Origin of the sequence: Nocardia sp. NPDC047648, from assembly GCF_040642815.1 — a bacterium.
Lineage (GTDB): Bacteria > Actinomycetota > Actinomycetes > Mycobacteriales > Mycobacteriaceae > Nocardia > Nocardia gamkensis.
Genome location: NZ_JBEYSX010000001.1, coordinates 439,522 through 455,020, shown reverse-complemented (window position 1 = coordinate 455,020; position 15,499 = coordinate 439,522). Strand labels below are relative to the sequence as shown.

Here is a 15,499-nt window from a genome sequence, read left to right as displayed (position 1 = left end):
AGTGGGCGGCGGAGCGAGCGCGTCGCCGCCCACGTCCGTCGGAGAGCTACGCGCGAAGGCGTAACGGCGAACCGTTCTCCGGTCGGATGTCTGCGCCGATGTTCGGGTCTACCGTTTCCCTATGACGTGGAACGAGATGAGCCAGAGCAGGACCGTCCTGCTGACCACCTTCAAGAAGGACGGGACACCGGTCGGCACACCGGTGTGGGTGGCTCCGGAGGGGCACCGGATCGTCGTCTGGACCAATCCGAAGACCTGGAAGGTCAAGCGGATCCGCCGCAATCCCGACGTCACGCTACAGGCCTGCGACGGGCGCGGCCGTCCGACCGCACAGGAGGTCTTGCCGGGCCGCGCACGCATCCTCGACGCGGACGGCACGCAACGGGTCCGGGACCTGGTGGCGAGTAAATACGGCCTCATCGGCCGGCTCGCCATTCGCGGCCACAAGCTGCTGCGCGGCGCGGACGCGTCCGTCGGCATCGCGATCGATCCGAGGACGGCGGACGATCTGCCCTAGGCGGATTCGGCGAGTCCCGCGGAGCGCCAGATGTCCGCGAGATCGTCGAGCGGGACCGCGAGCGCCTGCCCCAACGCGACGACGGTGCCGAAGGCCGGAGAGGGCAGTCGGCCGGTCTCGATCTTGCGCAGCGTCTCCGGGGAGATCCCGGCCGCCCGCGCGACCTCGGTGAGTTCGCGGTCCGCGCGAGCGGCGCGCAAGGCGGTGCCGAGGCGGCGGCCTGCCTCGATCTGCGCGGGAGTCAACGGGAGCCGGACCATGCGCTCAGGCTACGGACGGCCTGTGAGCGCCGCAAGCGACCCGATTGGTATTAAAATACCGGCACGGCTATCGTGGTATTAAAATACCGATATACGGAGGATCGATGGTCGAGTTGAAGAGCCCCGCCGAGATCGCGCGAATGCGAGTGGCAGGGCGTTTCGTCGCCGGCGTGCTCGCCGAGCTGTGTGAGCGCGCGCGGGTGGGGGTGAATCTGCTCGACCTGGAAGCCCACGTCCGCGAGCGCATTCGCGAACGCGGCGCGCAGTCCTGCTACTGGGACTACGCGCCCTCGTTCGGGCGCGGGCCGTTCCGCAATACCGTCTGCTTGTCGGTGAACGATGCTGTGCTGCACGGACTTCCGTTCGACTACACGCTGCGCGACGGCGACGTACTGAGTATGGACCTCGCGGTCGGGATCGATGGCTGGGTCGCGGACGCGGCGACCACGGTGGTGACCGGTTCCCCCGCGGACGAGGACGTGCGGCTGGTGCGGGCCACCGAGGAGGCGCTGTCCGCGGCGATCGTGGCCGCGGTGCCCGGCAACCACATCGGCGATATCTCCGCCGCGATCGCCGCCGTGGCGCGGGCGTACGGCTACCCGGTGAACACCGAGTTCGGTGGGCACGGCCTCGGCCGCACCATGCACGAGGACCCGCACGTGCCGAACGCCGGCAGGCCCGGGCGCGGCTATCGGCTGCGGCCCGGACTCACCATCGCGATCGAACCGTGGTTCGCGCGCACGACCGACCGCATCGTCACCGATCCCGATGGCTGGACCATCCGCTCGGCGGACGGCTCACGGACCGCCCACTCCGAACACACCATCGCGATCACTCCGGACGGACCGGAGGTGCTGACCGCGGCGTGAGGGGCGCCGACCGGCGGCTATGTCTCCGAGAGCCATGCCGTCAGGTCGTCGGAGGCGCGCAGTTCCCCGGCGATGGACGCGCGTTCCGCAGCGGACAGCTCCATCGCGCGCAACCCGTCGCGGAACTGCTCGGCGCGACCCGGTTCTCCGATCGCGACGGCCAGTTCGGCGAGCGCCGCCAGCGCCCGGGCCACGTCGAGCCGCGGCGCCTCGGCCCGGAACCGGCCGAGGCCGACCTCGAGCACGCGGAACGCGGCCTTGTCGTCGGTCTTGAAATCACGCAGGATGCGAGCGTTGTCCAGCACTCTGGCCAGCCCGTCCAGCTTCTTCGATCCGCCGTATTCCACTTCCGGGGGTTCGTCGCGCTGGATGTAGATCACCTGATTGCCCGCCGGATCGACCACGGTGAACCGGGACTGGCCCGGCCGGAAGCGGGTGATCCGGGGCAGCCCCTTCGCGGGAACCTTGCCGTAGCGCGTGCGCAGCGCGGTGCTGAAGGCCTGATGCCTGCTCGCCACGTCGTCGACCATGACGAGACAGCCCGCGCGTTCGGTGGGGACGCCGCCGTCCTTGGGTGCGGGCACGAAGTGCAGGGCGCAGTCGTGGTCCTCTATCGCGCCGTAGACGTAGGGGCGGGTCTGCTCGTGCGTCACCGTGTAACCCAGTGTTTTGTAGAAATCCAGCGTGCCGGACAGGTCGTCGGTCCAGAGCTGCGGTACCGCCGTGTCGGCCATGAAACCCTCCCGATTGCCTGCGGTAGTCAATTTTGACTAGCAGAGGGTAGGCCCCTGTCCGCCGGGAAGTCAAACTTGACTACCATGCGGTTGCGGAGGCGAGAGGAGTTCACGATGTCGGTGGTGCGCCTGCTGGTGCTGGGGGTGATGCGCCTGCGTCAGCCCGTACACGGGTACGCCCTGCGCCAGGAACTGCTGTCCTGGCGCGCCGAGACCTGGACGAATGTCAAGCCCGGCTCGATCTATCACGCGCTGAAACAGCTCACGCGGGAGGGGAAGCTGAGCGCGTTCGCGACCGAGAACAGCGATCAGGGTCCCGGGCGCACGCTGTTCGAGCTGACCGAAACGGGCGAGGCAGAATTCCGCAAGCTGATGGACGAGGCACTGGTCAGCATCGACATGGAGGAACTCGGGGCGGCCATCGCCTTCATGGACGCGCTGCCCAGAGCGCACGTCATCGCGAAGCTGCGCGAACAGAGCCGCCGCAGTGCGGCGGTGCGCGCCGATCTGCTGGCCATGATCCCGGACTTTCCCGGGCGATACGAAGCGCCGCACGCGACCGATCTGCTGGAACTGTGGAGCGGCGTGTTCGCGAACCTGTCGGCGTGGACCGAGGGCGTGCTGGCGCGCCTGGAAGCGGGGGAGTACCGGATGCCGGAATAGGTCGTCGGCGAGCAGGCCGCCTTTCCCGCCCAACTCCCCGCGCCGGGATGCGGGATACGCTGCCCGGCATGACCAATTCGCTGGACGCCGTCGCCGAGGCCGACTACGTGCTGCTGACCACCTTCCGTAAGGACGGAACTCCCGTCGGCACCGCGGTGTGGGCGGTGAGCGACAACGGCAAACTCTACGTCTGGACCGTCACCGACAGCTGGAAGGTCAAGCGCTTGCGCCGCAATCCGGCAGTCACCCTGCAAGCGTGCAATGCCACCGGCAAGCCGCGCGGTGCGGTGATCGAAGGGACCGGGCGACTGCTCGACGCCGAGGGCACCGAACGGGTGCGCAAACTGCTGCGCCGCAAGTACTGGCTCACCGGGCCGCTGGTCATCCTCGGCAGCAACCTGCGGCGCGGCAAGTCCGGCACCATCGGCATCGAGATCACCCCCGCTGCCTGACCCGCGCCGATCAGGTCGCCTGGCTGACCGACGACATGTGGAAATCGGGAATCCGCAAGGGCGGCATGGCGGTCCGGGTGAACCAGTCCTTCCATTCGCGTGGCAGCGTGAGTTCGGTCGCGCCCGCCTCGCTCACCCGCCGGAGCAGGTCCAGTGGGCTCTCGTTGAACCGGAAGTTGTTCACCGCCGCGGTGACCTCGCCGTTCTCGACGAGGTACACCCCGTCCCGGGTGAGTCCGGTGAGCAGCAGCGTCGCCGGGTCGACCTCGCGGATGTACCACAGCGTGGTCAGCAGCAGACCGCGCTCGGTGCGCGCGATCATGTCATCGATCGTGGCTTCCGAACCGCCGGTGAGCAGCAGATTCTCGCCGGGAACCGTGGCGGGTGCGTCGAATTCGGCGGCGCTGGCGCGCGGATAGATCAGCGCGGAGATCACGCCGTCGCGCAGCCAGTCGACGCGCTCGGCGGACAAGCCGTTGTCGAACACCGACATCGATTCCGACGACGCGGTGGCCGCCACGAACGGACGGTATTCCAGTCCGGGGGCGTGCGGGTCGGAGTAGAGGGTGAGCGGGATATCGCTCAGGCGCTCGCCGACCCGGGTGCCGCCCGCCCGCGCGAACGCCGTGTGGCCCTCCTGCGCGCCCCGGCCCTCCATCGACCAGGCCAGATAGATCATCAGGTCGGCGACGGTGGAGGGCGGAAGCAACGTCTCGTAGCGGCCCGCGGGCAACTCGACCTTGCGCTCGGCCCAGTCCAGGCGGCGGGACAGGTCCGCGAGCAGGCCGGATACGTCGACGTCGGTGAAGTCCGCGGTGCCGACCCCTACCCACGCGCTGGCCAGATCCGCGCCTTCGCCGCGCTTTCCGTTGATCTCCACCGAACCGGTGGGCTGCACGAAGCGGCGGCGGATGCCGGTCGAAGTGCCCAGCCACGTGGTGTGCATCTGATGGTGGGCGAAGCCGTAGAGCCGGTCGGCGCCGTCGAATCCGGGGGCCAGGCCCTCGGCCAGATCGGTGAACACCTCGATGCCGGTGCCACCCGCCGGGGCGGTCCAGTCGTCGTCGGCGGCGTCCGGCTCGAGCAGCGGCATCGCGTCTCGCGCGGGCTCGGCGTCGCGCGCCGCCGCCTCACTCGCCCGCACCACGGCCTCGATATCGCCGGGATCGACACTGGTCGAGGCGATCGTGCCGACCCGGGCGAGGGTAGGTCCCTCGCGGAACACCGAGACCACCGCCCAGTGCCGCGACACCGACGACCCGTTGGTGGTCATGGAGTTCCCGGCCCAGCGCAGCGACGCCTCGTGCTCGTCGCGGACGATCACGATCGCCTCGTCGGCGCGCGACAGCGCCAGCGCCCGCTCCACGGTCGCGCTCGCGGGGAACAGATCGTCGCTCACTGGCCGGCCTCCGTCCGGGTGTTGAGAATGTTCACGCCGCGCACCAGGATCGACGGGCAGCCGTGGCTGACCGCCGCGACCTGGCCTGGCTGCGCTTTGCCACAGTTGAACGCGCCCCCGAGCTGCCAGGTGGACTGTCCGCCGACGGCTTCCATCGCACCCCAGAACTCGGTGGTGGTGGCCTGGTAGGCGACGTCGCGCATCTGGCCGTCCAGCTTCCCGCCGCGGATGCGGAAGAACCGCTGGCCGGTGAACTGGAAGTTGTAGCGCTGCATATCGATCGACCACGACTTGTCTCCGACGATGTAGAGACCGTCGTCCACCCGCGAGATCAACTCCTCGGTGCTGGTGTCGCGGTCCGGATCGGGTTGCAGCGAGACGTTGGCCATCCGCTGGATCGGCACGTGATGCGCCGAGTCCGCGTACGAGCAGCCGTTGGACCGTCGCAGACCCAGGCGCGGCGCGAAAACCCGGTCCAGTTGATAACCGACCAGGACGCCGTCGCGGACCAGGTCCCAGCGCTGCCCCGCGACGCCCTCGTCGTCGTAGCCGACGCTGGCCAGCCCGTGCGATTCGGTGCGGTCGCCGGTCACGTGCATGATCGGGGTGCCGTAGCGCAGCGACCCGAGCTTGTCGGGCGTGGCGAAGGAGGTGCCCGCGTAGGCGGATTCGTAGCCGATGGCCCGGTCGTACTCGGTGGCGTGACCGATCGATTCGTGAATCGTCAGCCACAGGTTGGTCGGATCGATGACCAGATCGGTCGGCCCGGCCTGCACGCCGGGCGCTTTCACCTTCTCGGCCAGCCACTCCGGGATACGCGCGAGTTCGCCGTCCCAGTCCCATACGCCGTCGGCGCCGGTGACGTATTCCCATCCGCGGCCAACCGGCGCGGCCAGCGTGCGCATCGTCTCGAACACTCCCGCCGAGGTGTCCACCGTGATCGCCTCGAGGCTCGGGTGCAGCCGCACCCGCTGCTGGGTGATCGATGAGCCCGCGGTGTCGGCGTAGAAGGTCTGCTCCTTGACCTGCAGCAAGCTCGCGGTGACGTGGTCCACCCCGTCGGCGTGCGACAGCCGCTCCGAATATTCCTGCAGCAGCGCCAGCTTCTCGCCGGTCGGCACGGTGAACGGGTCGATGTCGTAGGCCGACACCCAGCGCGCGTCGGCGTAGCGCGGCTCGTCGGCCAACTCGACGCGTTCGCGGTTGAGCGCCCGCAACGTGGTCGCGACGGTGACCGCGGTACGCGCCACCTCGGCGGCGGTGTCGGGTGTCAGCGCGGCGTGCGAGGCGAAACCCCAGGTGCCGTCGACGATCACCCGCACGGCCAAGCCGAGCCGGGTACTGTCGGTGACCGCCTCGACCCGGCCGTCGCGCAAGCGGATCGACTGGGTGACCAGGCGATGCACCCGCAGGTCGGCGTGTTCGGCGCCGGCTGCCGTCGCCGCGGCCAAGGCGGCGTCGGCGAGCACGGCCAGCGGCAGATCGAGGAACTCGGCGTCCACGTCTCTGGAAGTCGCGATGCTCACCCGCACCAACCTAGCCGGTGGCGCAAGTGCGTGCGGGCGCGGTGAACACACGCCGTGCAAGAATGCATCGCGTGCCGGTTCGCGCGGAATACGCCGCTGCCGCAGGGCGAACGGCGCGCGCGACACTCGTACCTCCGGCGTGTTGCTCGCCGGATGCCGTACTGTGCCCGCGTGCCGCCATCCGCCCTTCGTGACCGCAAACGCGAACGTACCCGCCGAGCCATCCTGGAAGCCGCAGCCGAGCTGTTCGAGACCAGAGGCTACGAGGAGACCACGGTGGCCGACATCGCCGCCGCGGCGGACGTCGGCACCCGCACCTTCTTCAACTATTTCGCCAGCAAGGAAGAGTTGCTCTTCCCGGAATCCGACCAGCGCGTGCGCGCCGCGGTGGCGGCCATCGCGAGCCGGCGACCGGGGGAACGGCCGGTGGAGGTCTTGCTGCGCGCCTTGCGCGCCGCCGGTGACAATCCCGGCGAGCATCTCGTCGACGACCTCTATGCCCGGATCGGCGCGCTGCGCGCCCAGCTGTCACGGACCGTGCCCGCGGTGAGCGGCCGCGCCGCGCACGCCCAGTTGGTCACCCAGCGCGAGATCGCCAGACAGTTGCACAAGGCGTTTCCCGCCGAACTCGACGAGGTCGGCGCCGCCGCTCTGGTCGGCGCGGTCGTCGGCGCGGTGTCGGGTGCGCTGACCGTGCTGTTCCAGCAGCCGGTGGCCGGTGTCGAGGACGCCGAGCGCCTGCAGCGCAGGATTCACGAAACCACCTCGCGGGTGCTGCAACCCTGGCTCGCCACCCAGCGCGCCGAACCGGTGGGCTGATCAGCCGAACTGCTGCCAACCCAAGCGGATCACCATCCCGATCACCACCACCAGCAGCACGACGCGCACGAACTCGGCGCCCTTGCGCAGCGCCATGCGCGCGCCGACCACGGCACCGAGAACGTTCGCCACGGCCATTCCCGCGCCGAGCGCCCACAGGATGTGCCCCGTCGCGCCGAAGAAGATCAGCGCTCCGGCGTTGGAGCCGCAGTTGATCACCTTCGCCATGGCGGCGGCCCGCACGAACTCGGTGCCGAGCATGGTCGCGAAGGTGATGATCAGGAACGTGCCGGTGCCGGGACCGAGCAGGCCGTCGTAGAAGCCGATCAACCCCGCCGCCAGCGCCACCGTGAGCACGATCTTGCGCCGGGTGGGCGGATGAGTGGCCAAGGTGACGCCGATCGACGGACGCAGCGTCACGAACACGGCGACTCCGACCAGCACCACCATCACGATCGGGACGAACAGTTCGCGGTCGATCAGCGAGACCGCCGCGGCGCCCACCGCGGCCGCCGCCGCGGCGATCACCGCCGCGGGCAGCAGCACCCGCCAGCGCATCGGCACCTTGCGCGCGAAGGTCAGCACCGAGGCGCTCGTCCCGGCGACCGCGGCGAGCTTGTTGGTGCCCAGCGCGGTCTGCGGCGCGATGCCGGGGGCCACCACGAACAACGTCGGCAGCACGATCAGCCCGCCGCCACCCACCACCGCGTCCACCCAGCCCGCGGCCGTCGCCGCCGTCAACAGAACCGCCCAGTCTCCGATCTCCACCCCGGTAGACAACCAGACCCCGGCCTGACCGGGTGTTCCGCCTGCATCGGTTTCCCAGTGCTGACCGGATATGCCGTCGTCCTGGGAGACATCGGCGCGCGTGCGGCCGCGATATCGTGCGCGGGCAACCCTCGGACGCCTCGACCAGTAGTCGACGGCCGTGGCGCGCCGGAAATCGCGCAGCTCCACCGTTCCGACGACCAGGAACGTCGAACTCGCGCGCGACTTCCCCGAGGCCCGTGACGAATGTGCCGGTCAGGGGCTCGGCAGCGCTGCGGCCGACAACCGTCCGTGACGGAGCCCGCCGCCGGGGCCGCCTGCCTTCCAGCCGGGCGCCTCTAGGCTGAGCGCGTGCGTCGTTTCAGTCTGTGGCTCCGGGGCAAGCCCGTCGTGGCCGATTCGGTGCTCGCGGCGGTATTCGTGCTGCTCGAGATCATCGGCATGGGTAACGCGCACAACAAGCTGGCCTACCTGGCCATCGGGGTGCTGCTCCCGCTGCCGCTCACCCTGCGCCGGGTGTACCCCCGGGCCATGGCGGCCACCACCTTGGCACTGTCGTTGACCGCGACGCTGGTGGGCTTCCTGTCCGAGGACGACGCCGACCACATCGCGATGCTGTCGCACGGCATCATGCTCTACACCCTGGTCGCCTACGTCGGCCGGCGGGACGGACTGTGGTACGGGCTCGGGCTGGCGGTGGATCTCGGGCTCTCGATCGTGGCGATCGGGAAACCCTCCGGCTCCGACAGCGTGTTCACCATCATGTTCTACGCCTTGTGCTGGACGCTCGCGGAGTTCATCGGCGCGCGGCACGCCTACGACGCCGAGGTGGCGGCCCGGCTCGCGGTCGCCGACTACGACCGGGAACGTCGCGCGCACGACGCCGTCGCGGCCGAACGCACCCGCATCGCGCGGGAACTGCACGACGTGGTGGCCCACGCGGTGAGCGTGATCATCGTGCAGGCCGACGGCGCGAGATACGCGTTGCGCCGCGACCCGGACGCCGCCGAACAGGCGCTCTCCACCATCGCGGGAACCGGCCGTGAAGCACTGCGCGAACTGCGCAGAACCGTGGCTCTGCTGCGCACCGAGCACGCTCCCGACCAGTTGCCCCAGCACGGCACCGCGGGCATCGCCAAGGTCGTGGAGATGATGCGGGGCACCGGTCTGGCCGTGGAACTCGAGCTGACCGGCGAACTCGACGACATCGCCCCCGAGGTCAGCCTCGGCGTGCATCGCATCGTGCAGGAATCGCTGACCAACACGCTGCGGCATGCCGGGCCGCACCCGAAGGCGTGGGTGCGGGTCCGCCGCACCGACGCCGACGTGCTGATCGACGTCACCGACACCGGCGGGGTCCCGCTGCACGAATCGGGCACGCGCATCGAGGGCAGCGGGCTCGGCTTGGTCGGGATGCGCGAACGCGTCGCGGTGCTCGGCGGCAGCCTGGAAGCGGGCCGCGACGCCGACGGAGCCTGGCGCGTGCACGCCGGCATCCCGCTGCGACCGGTCGCAGCGGAGTGAGCCGGGACACCGGATTCTTCCGCGACGTGTAGGGCGCTGCGCCGCACAGGGTTTCGTCCCCACGGCCGGGTGCGCGTGAGCCGTCACGGCACAGGTCGCCCGGCGCGCCGAAGCGGTCACGTTACATTGGGCAACGTGCCGATCACCGTGCTCGTCGTCGATGACCAGGAACTCATGCGAATGGGATTGAAGATGGTGCTCGGCGCGCACCCCGACATCGAAGTGATCGGCGAGGCGGCCAACGGCGCAGCGGCGGTCGCCGCAGCGGCGGAACTGCGCCCCGATGTGGTGCTGATGGACGTGCGGATGCCGGTGGTGGACGGGGTCGTCGCCACCACCCGCATCGTGGAGGCAGCACACGGCAGCCGGGTGCTGGTGATGACGACCTTCGACCTCGACGAGCACGCGCTCGGCGCGCTTCGGGCCGGGGCCAGCGGATTCCTGTTGAAAGACACCCCGCCGGAGGATCTGGTCTCGGCGATCCGCAGCGTCGCCGGCGGTGACGCCGTGGTCTCACCCAAGGTCACCAAACGCCTGCTGGACCGGCTCATCGCGGAGAACCCCGCACGGACCCGCGACCCGGGCGTGCTCGACGTGCTCACCGCCCGCGAGCGCGAGGTGCTCGAGCAGATCGCGGCCGGACGCTCCAACGCCGAGATCGCCGAACAGTTGTATCTGTCGGAGGCGACGGTCAAGACACACGTCGGCCGGGTGCTCACCAAACTCGGTCTGCGCGACCGGGTTCAGGCGGTCGTGCTGGCCTACGAGACGGGGTTGGTGCGGCCGGGCGGCTGATGCGAGGCGGATCTCAGCGCCTTATCAGGCGGATTGGGGAGAAAAACCCGGGTGCGGAACGTTGACCGGGTAGATCGTCCGAAAGGATCGCCATGCCCGCCCTGTTGTTCGTGCTGTACGTCGTCGTCGAAGTCGCCGCCCTGGTCGCGGCCGGTCAGCTGATCGGCGTGCTGCCGACCATCCTGGTGCTGATCGCCGGATCGGCCGCGGGCCTGCTGCTGGTCGGCTCCCAGGGGCGGCGGGTGTTCGAGCAGTTCCGCCGGGCCGCGCGCGGGGAAGTGGCGCCCGGGACCGCCGTGGCCGACGGCGCCCTGGTCGCGGCGGGCGGGGTGCTGATGTTCGTGCCCGGCCTGGTCACCTCGCTGTTCGGACTGCTCCTGCTGCTGCCTCCCACCCGAGTCCTGGTGCGCCCCCTCGTGCTGGCCTTCGCCGCGCGCCGCTTCCGCAGGCTCGTCGCGGCCGCGCCCTATCGCGGCGTGATCGTCGACGGAGGCGGCGTGGTCGTCGACGGAGGCGACGTGGTCGACGGCGCCGTCATGGGGCAGTGGTACGACGACGGCCAGGGCAACGCACGCCGCGCGATCACCTCGGCCTGAGCGCCGGAGTCGGCGTACCCGGTTCCCTGTCGCGCCGCGAAGGGCTATCGTGGCGCGATGGCCACCGAGCAACTCACCGTAACGGTGAGCGAGGAGCTGGCTGCCGCGGTCAAACGAGCGGCGGCCGCTGCGGGACAGTCGATTTCCGGATTCACGGCCGCGGCGCTGCGGCTGGAGCTGATCGCCGTGGAGGCGGGCTGCCTGCCCCCGGCGGCCCCGGCAACCGGCGGTGCGCCGCCGGAATACGCGGAAGTGATGGCGGTGCTGGCGCAGCCGGAGGATCTGGCGCGCCACCCCCTGCTGAACGGCTGACCGAAACCGCCGGATCGGGCATACGGCAGACTGGTGCCTCGTGAGTACCCAGTTGCTGATCGGCGGCCGTTTCTACAGTGCCAGTTCACCCGACGCCACGGCGATGGCGGTGAGCGACGGCACCGTCGTCTGGCTGGGCGCCGAGCAACCGGGTCGCGCGCTGCACCCGGAGGCCGAGATCATCGACCTCGACGGCGCCTTCGTCGCGCCCGCGTTCGTCGATCCGCACGTGCACGTCACCGCGCTGGGCCTGAAACAGAGCGGGCTCGACCTCTCGGCCACCCGGTCGCTCGAGCACTGCCTGCGGTCGCTGCGCGAGTTCGCCGAGGCGCACCCCGACGGCGCGATCCTGGGCGACGGCTGGGACGAGACCGCCTGGCCGGAGCGACGGCCGCCCACCGCCGAGGAACTCGATACGGCGGCGGGTGAGGGCAGGCACGTCTACCTCTCGCGGGTGGACGCGCACTCGGCGGTGGCGTCCTCGGCGTTGCTGGACGCGCTGCCCGAACTGCCCGCGACCGACGGATTCACCCGTGGCGAGCCCGTGCGAGCCGCCGCCCATCACGCGGTGCGCGCCGCCGCGCTCGCGAATCTCACCAGGGCGCAACGGGATCGAGCGCGCGCCGCGGCACTCGACCATGCCGCCGCGCGCGGGGTCGTTGCGGTCCACGAGTGCGCGGGCCCGGAGATCGCGGGCCGCGCCGACGTGCGCGAACTGCTCGAATTCGAACACGGTGTCCAGGTCCGGGCCTATTGGGGCGAGGCGGTGGGCAGCGCCGAGCAGGCCCGCGCCCTGATCGACGAACTCGGGGTGCACGCCCTCGGCGGTGACCTCTTCGTCGACGGGTCCCTCGGTTCACACACCGCATGGCTGCGTGCGCCTTATGCCGACGAATCCGGCTGTGGCCGAAGCTATCTCGACGCCGAGTCGATCGCCACCCACGTCCGCGCCTGCACCGTCGCCGGTATCCAGGCCGGATTCCACGCGATCGGCGACGCCGCCATGGACGCCGTCCTCGCCGGTGTCGAACGGGTGGTCGCCGAACTCGGCGTCCCGGCGGTCGCGGCGCTCGGGCATCGCGTCGAACACGCCGAACTGGTCGACGGCGAGCACATCGCCCGCCTGGCGCGCTGGGGTGTGATCGCCAGTGTGCAACCGGGATTCGACGCCGCGTGGGGTGGGCCGGAGGGCATGTACGCCGCGCGGCTCGGCGCCGAGCGCGCGGCGGCGTCGAATCCGTTCGCCGCCATGGCCTCCGCGGGCGTCGCCCTGGCGATCGGCTCCGACGCCCCGGTCACCGCGCTCGACCCGTGGGCGGCGGTGCGTGCCGCGACCGCTCACCGCACCCCTGGCCACGGCCTGTCCCCGCGCGCCGCGTTCGCGGCGGCCACTCGCGGCGCTTGGCGCGCGGGCGGTGTACGCGACGGGGTGGCGGGCACCCTGGTACCCGGCGCGCCCGCTTCCTACGCGATCTGGGATACCGGTGAACTCGTCGTCGCCGCGGCCGCCGATTCGGTACAGCGCTGGTCCACCGACCCGCGGTCGCGCGTGCCGGGGCTACCCGCGCTCGAACCGGACGCACCGCTGCCCACGTGCCTGCGTACCGTGCACCGAGGAGTGACGATCTATGCGCGATGAGCGGGCGGTCGCGGAGCCGGCCACGGCTCCCGGCCATTCGGTGGTCGGCCTTCGGGAACGTGCGCTCGGCCGGAGCTTGTCATCTCGCTTCTCCTCTACCGGCCCCAGGTCGGCCGAACGGCGGACGCCGTTTCTCCAGCCGACGACCGCAGGGCAGCCGGGGCCCAGCCCGGAGCATGCGTGGAGGACAGTCGCCGAAGCTGGAGTCCGCCGTGCGGAGTGCGTTCGCGGCAGTGCGGTAACCGGGTTTCTCAGGCGCGATCGCCAGGCAGTGGAATGCCTACGTTCGATGACCCGGCGGAACGCGGACCGCGACATGTTCGCCGCGAGGCGATACCGCACCGGCACGATGACGGGCATGGCACTGAGTGCCAGAAGGGTGGGGTCCTGGAAGGGCGGCGGTGCGAGCGCCGCCGGAACTGCGAGGCAGCGACCTCACGCGTTCGAGTGGCGGATTCACCCGACGCGAATTCGGGCCACCGAGTCGCTGGTTCCGGCCGGAAATTGCCGGTTTGTCCCGGGGAGTGCGATCAGGAAGCCGACATCGTGGCAGCGGCGGTTAACGATCCGGTGGCGGGTGACGATTCTCAGGGGGACGCCCGATTACCCGGTCGTGGCTGGCGTAGTTCTGCGCCGCGCTCGGGTCGAGCCGGTCGTGCGGCGTGAGATCGTCGCCGGTCCGACTCGGTCCGACCGGTGCGCCGAGGGCTGCCCGGCCGGGTTGCTTGTGGCGGCCTTGACTTTTCGTGTGACGAACGCCACATCATCTCGTCGGTCGGGGGTCGCCGAGCGGCGATCCTTCGGTGGGGTGCGTGCGGCGTCGTGCCGGTCGGTCCAACGGCGGTCGGCGGCTGACCGGCGCTCGCCGGTCCGATGGCGGGCAGTGGCCGAGTGATGGTGCGAGAGCGAGCGCTCGGGATGGGGAGGCAGGCGTCCGCGGTGTTACGCGGGCATCCGGTGACGGCGCGCTCGGTGGCGGCGATCGTCGCGGGACTGCTGCTGTTCGGCAGTTTTCCGCCGAGGCCGTGGTGGTTTCTCGCACCGCTCGGGGTCGCGATACTCACCCTCGCCGTACGCGGCGACGGTCGGCTGCGGGCGGGCTTCGGCTACGGATTCCTGGCCGGACTGGCGTTTTTCGTTCCGCTGCTACCGTGGACCGGCATTTACGTCGGGCCGCTGCCGTGGCTGGCGCTGTCCCTCGCCTGCGCGCTGTACCTGGGCGTCTTCGGTCTGCTCGGCCGGCTCGTCGGTGCGTTGCCCGGCTGGCCGCTGTGGGTGGCATCGGCATGGACGGCCGCCGAATGGGGCAGATCCAGCTTCCCGTTCGGCGGGTTCCCGTGGGGACGTTTGGCGTTCGGTCAGGCCGACGGTTGGTTCCTGTCGCTGGCAGCGGTCGGTGGCGCCCCGCTGGTCGGGTTCGCGGTGGCGCTCACCGGTACCGCTACGGCGGCGTTGGTCACGCTGCTCCAGTCCTCGCTTACCCCCGAAGACAGGCGCGAAACCGGCGGTGACGAGACCGGTCCGCTCGGACCGGGCGCCGTGCGCGGGTCCGCGACCCGACTCGGATACGCCGCGGTGATCTTCACTTTGCTCGTCATGCCGCTCACCGGTTTGCTGCTGCGATCCGCGCTGCCCGATCCGGACGTCGGCGTCCGAACCGTCACGGTCGCGGCGATCCAGGGCAGCGTCCCGCGCCTGGGGCTGGACTTCAACGCGCAGCGGCGGGCCGTGCTGGACAACCACGTCCGGCGCACCGCAGAACTGGCCGACGATGTGGCGGCAGGCCGCGCGCCGCGCCCCGATGTGGTGATCTGGCCGGAGAACTCCTCCGACATCGATCCACTCCGCAATGCCGACGCCGCCGCCCTGATCACCGCGGCCTCCGAGCGGATCGGCGCGCCCATCCTGGTCGGTGCCGTGCTGATCAACCAGGATCGGACGACGACCAACTCCGTGATGGTGTGGAACGGCGCGGCCGGCCCGGGTGAGCGCCACGACAAGAAGATCATCCAGCCCTTCGGGGAATACCTGCCGATGCGGAATTTTTTCCGGCTTTTCTCCGAATACGCCGATCGGGCCGGATATTTCGTACCGGGAAATGGTGACGGAGTTGTGCACGCGGCGGGTATCGACATCGGTGTCGCGACGTGCTATGAAGTGGCCTTCGACCGGTCGTTCGAAGACGCGCTGCGCGCAGGTGCGCAGTTGCTCACCGTGCCGACGAACAACGCGACCTTCGGCGACAGCGAGATGACTTATCAGCAACTGGCCATGTCTCGCATCCGTGCCGTCGAGCACGGACGAGCGCTGGTCGTCGCGGCCACCTCGGGGGTGAGCGCCATTATCAGCGCCGACGGCGCTATTCGGCAGGAAACCGCGTTATTCGTGCCCGCCGCTCTGGTCGCGGAGCTTCCGTTGCGCGACGACACCACTCTCGCAACGCGAATAGGGCCTGCGCCGGAGCGGATTTTCGTTATTCTGACCGCTGCCGCCGCGCTGACCGCGGTCGCTCGGCGGCGAGCTGCGCGCAGTGCCCGGCCGACGCCCGGTCTTGTCGGCGAACGCTAGATTTTTCCCCGCCGACCGGACGTTAACCGAACATTCGGTATGTTCTTGCCCCCATTGT

The 15,499-nt window shown here is 70.2% G+C and carries 16 protein-coding genes; 11 read left to right on the top strand and 5 right to left on the bottom strand.

The genetic code is table 11. The features are described from left to right. Window positions 1-121 precede the first annotated feature (121 nt). Window positions 122-517, top strand: coding sequence for a PPOX class F420-dependent oxidoreductase (locus ABZ803_RS02055; RefSeq protein ID WP_357031528.1), 396 nt, complete (start codon window positions 122-124; stop codon window positions 515-517). Here ABZ803_RS02055 and ABZ803_RS02050 read toward each other — a convergent pair. Next, window positions 514-777, bottom strand: coding sequence for a helix-turn-helix transcriptional regulator (locus ABZ803_RS02050; protein ID WP_040870129.1), 264 nt, complete (start codon window positions 775-777; stop codon window positions 514-516). The genes ABZ803_RS02055 and ABZ803_RS02050 overlap by 4 nt on opposite strands. A 104-nt stretch (window positions 778-881) precedes the next feature. On the opposite strand from ABZ803_RS02050, the gene map reads away from it, so the two are divergent. Further along, entirely contained in the window at window positions 882-1,646 is a 765-nt protein-coding gene (gene map / locus ABZ803_RS02045) for a type I methionyl aminopeptidase (RefSeq protein WP_357031525.1), read from the top strand. Window positions 1,647-1,663: 17 nt separating this feature from the next. Here map and ABZ803_RS02040 read toward each other — a convergent pair whose 3' ends face one another. Beyond that, a complete protein-coding gene (locus tag ABZ803_RS02040; RefSeq protein ID WP_357031522.1) occupies window positions 1,664-2,380 on the bottom strand; it encodes a glyoxalase in 717 nt (238 codons plus the stop codon). A 114-nt stretch (window positions 2,381-2,494) separates the two neighbouring features. Here ABZ803_RS02040 and ABZ803_RS02035 point away from each other — a divergent pair, with 114 nt between their 5' ends. Together ABZ803_RS02035 and ABZ803_RS02030 are read left to right on the top strand one after the other, a co-directional pair. Continuing rightward, on the top strand, window positions 2,495-3,043 hold the full coding sequence (locus ABZ803_RS02035) for a helix-turn-helix transcriptional regulator (protein ID WP_357031519.1): 549 nt from the start codon (window positions 2,495-2,497) through the stop codon (window positions 3,041-3,043). 68 nt (window positions 3,044-3,111) lie between these two features. Then, complete coding sequence (locus ABZ803_RS02030) at window positions 3,112-3,495, top strand: PPOX class F420-dependent oxidoreductase (protein WP_357031516.1); 384 nt, start codon at window positions 3,112-3,114, stop codon at window positions 3,493-3,495. A gap of 10 nt (window positions 3,496-3,505) precedes the next feature. Here ABZ803_RS02030 and ABZ803_RS02025 read toward each other — a convergent pair whose 3' ends face one another. Further along, entirely contained in the window at window positions 3,506-4,894 is a 1,389-nt protein-coding gene (locus ABZ803_RS02025) for a metallopeptidase TldD-related protein (protein WP_357031514.1), read from the bottom strand. Further along, window positions 4,891-6,414, bottom strand: a complete 1,524-nt coding sequence (locus ABZ803_RS02020; RefSeq protein WP_357032631.1) for a TldD/PmbA family protein — start codon at window positions 6,412-6,414, stop codon at window positions 4,891-4,893. The genes ABZ803_RS02025 and ABZ803_RS02020 overlap by 4 nt, the downstream gene beginning before the upstream one ends. 177 nt (window positions 6,415-6,591) lie before the next feature. On the opposite strand from ABZ803_RS02020, the gene ABZ803_RS02015 reads away from it, so the two are divergent. Continuing rightward, window positions 6,592-7,239, top strand: a complete 648-nt coding sequence (locus ABZ803_RS02015) for a TetR family transcriptional regulator (protein WP_357031511.1) — start codon at window positions 6,592-6,594, stop codon at window positions 7,237-7,239. On the opposite strand, the gene ABZ803_RS02010 is transcribed toward ABZ803_RS02015, so the two are convergent. Then, window positions 7,240-8,007, bottom strand: a complete 768-nt coding sequence (locus ABZ803_RS02010; RefSeq protein WP_357032628.1) for a TSUP family transporter — start codon at window positions 8,005-8,007, stop codon at window positions 7,240-7,242. Window positions 8,008-8,358: 351 nt separating this feature from the next. Here ABZ803_RS02010 and ABZ803_RS02005 point away from each other — a divergent pair, with 351 nt between their 5' ends. The 6 genes from ABZ803_RS02005 to lnt all read left to right on the top strand — a co-directional run bounded on the left by ABZ803_RS02005 (window position 8,359) and on the right by lnt (window position 15,441). Further along, entirely contained in the window at window positions 8,359-9,531 is a 1,173-nt protein-coding gene (locus ABZ803_RS02005) for a histidine kinase (protein WP_357031508.1), read from the top strand. Window positions 9,532-9,666: 135 nt separating this feature from the next. Next, window positions 9,667-10,326: a response regulator transcription factor gene (locus ABZ803_RS02000; RefSeq protein ID WP_357031505.1), complete on the top strand. Its 660-nt coding sequence runs from the start codon at window positions 9,667-9,669 to the stop codon at window positions 10,324-10,326. Window positions 10,327-10,418: 92 nt separating this feature from the next. Beyond that, window positions 10,419-10,922 (top strand): FxsA family protein, encoded by a 504-nt coding sequence (locus ABZ803_RS01995; RefSeq protein ID WP_357031502.1) that lies wholly within the window; start codon window positions 10,419-10,421, stop codon window positions 10,920-10,922. Between the two features lie 57 nt (window positions 10,923-10,979). Continuing rightward, a complete protein-coding gene (locus ABZ803_RS01990) occupies window positions 10,980-11,234 on the top strand; it encodes a hypothetical protein (protein WP_357031499.1) in 255 nt (84 codons plus the stop codon). A gap of 40 nt (window positions 11,235-11,274) precedes the next feature. Beyond that, window positions 11,275-12,873, top strand: a complete 1,599-nt coding sequence (locus ABZ803_RS01985; protein WP_357031496.1) for an amidohydrolase family protein — start codon at window positions 11,275-11,277, stop codon at window positions 12,871-12,873. Window positions 12,874-13,791: 918 nt separating this feature from the next. Beyond that, complete coding sequence (gene lnt / locus ABZ803_RS01980) at window positions 13,792-15,441, top strand: apolipoprotein N-acyltransferase (protein ID WP_357031493.1); 1,650 nt, start codon at window positions 13,792-13,794, stop codon at window positions 15,439-15,441. The last annotated feature ends 58 nt before the right edge of the window (window positions 15,442-15,499 follow it).

Coding starts and splice junctions, on each gene's coding strand:
- ABZ803_RS02050 (WP_040870129.1), bottom strand. CDS start 777: ATGGTCCGGCTCCCGTTGACTCCCGCGCAGATCGAGGCAGGCCGCCGC.
- lnt (WP_357031493.1), top strand. CDS start 13,792: ATGGGGAGGCAGGCGTCCGCGGTGTTACGCGGGCATCCGGTGACGGCG.
- ABZ803_RS01995 (WP_357031502.1), top strand. CDS start 10,419: ATGCCCGCCCTGTTGTTCGTGCTGTACGTCGTCGTCGAAGTCGCCGCC.
- map (WP_357031525.1), top strand. CDS start 882: ATGGTCGAGTTGAAGAGCCCCGCCGAGATCGCGCGAATGCGAGTGGCA.
- ABZ803_RS02035 (WP_357031519.1), top strand. CDS start 2,495: ATGTCGGTGGTGCGCCTGCTGGTGCTGGGGGTGATGCGCCTGCGTCAG.
- ABZ803_RS01990 (WP_357031499.1), top strand. CDS start 10,980: ATGGCCACCGAGCAACTCACCGTAACGGTGAGCGAGGAGCTGGCTGCC.
- ABZ803_RS02030 (WP_357031516.1), top strand. CDS start 3,112: ATGACCAATTCGCTGGACGCCGTCGCCGAGGCCGACTACGTGCTGCTG.
- ABZ803_RS02055 (WP_357031528.1), top strand. CDS start 122: ATGACGTGGAACGAGATGAGCCAGAGCAGGACCGTCCTGCTGACCACC.
- ABZ803_RS02040 (WP_357031522.1), bottom strand. CDS start 2,380: ATGGCCGACACGGCGGTACCGCAGCTCTGGACCGACGACCTGTCCGGC.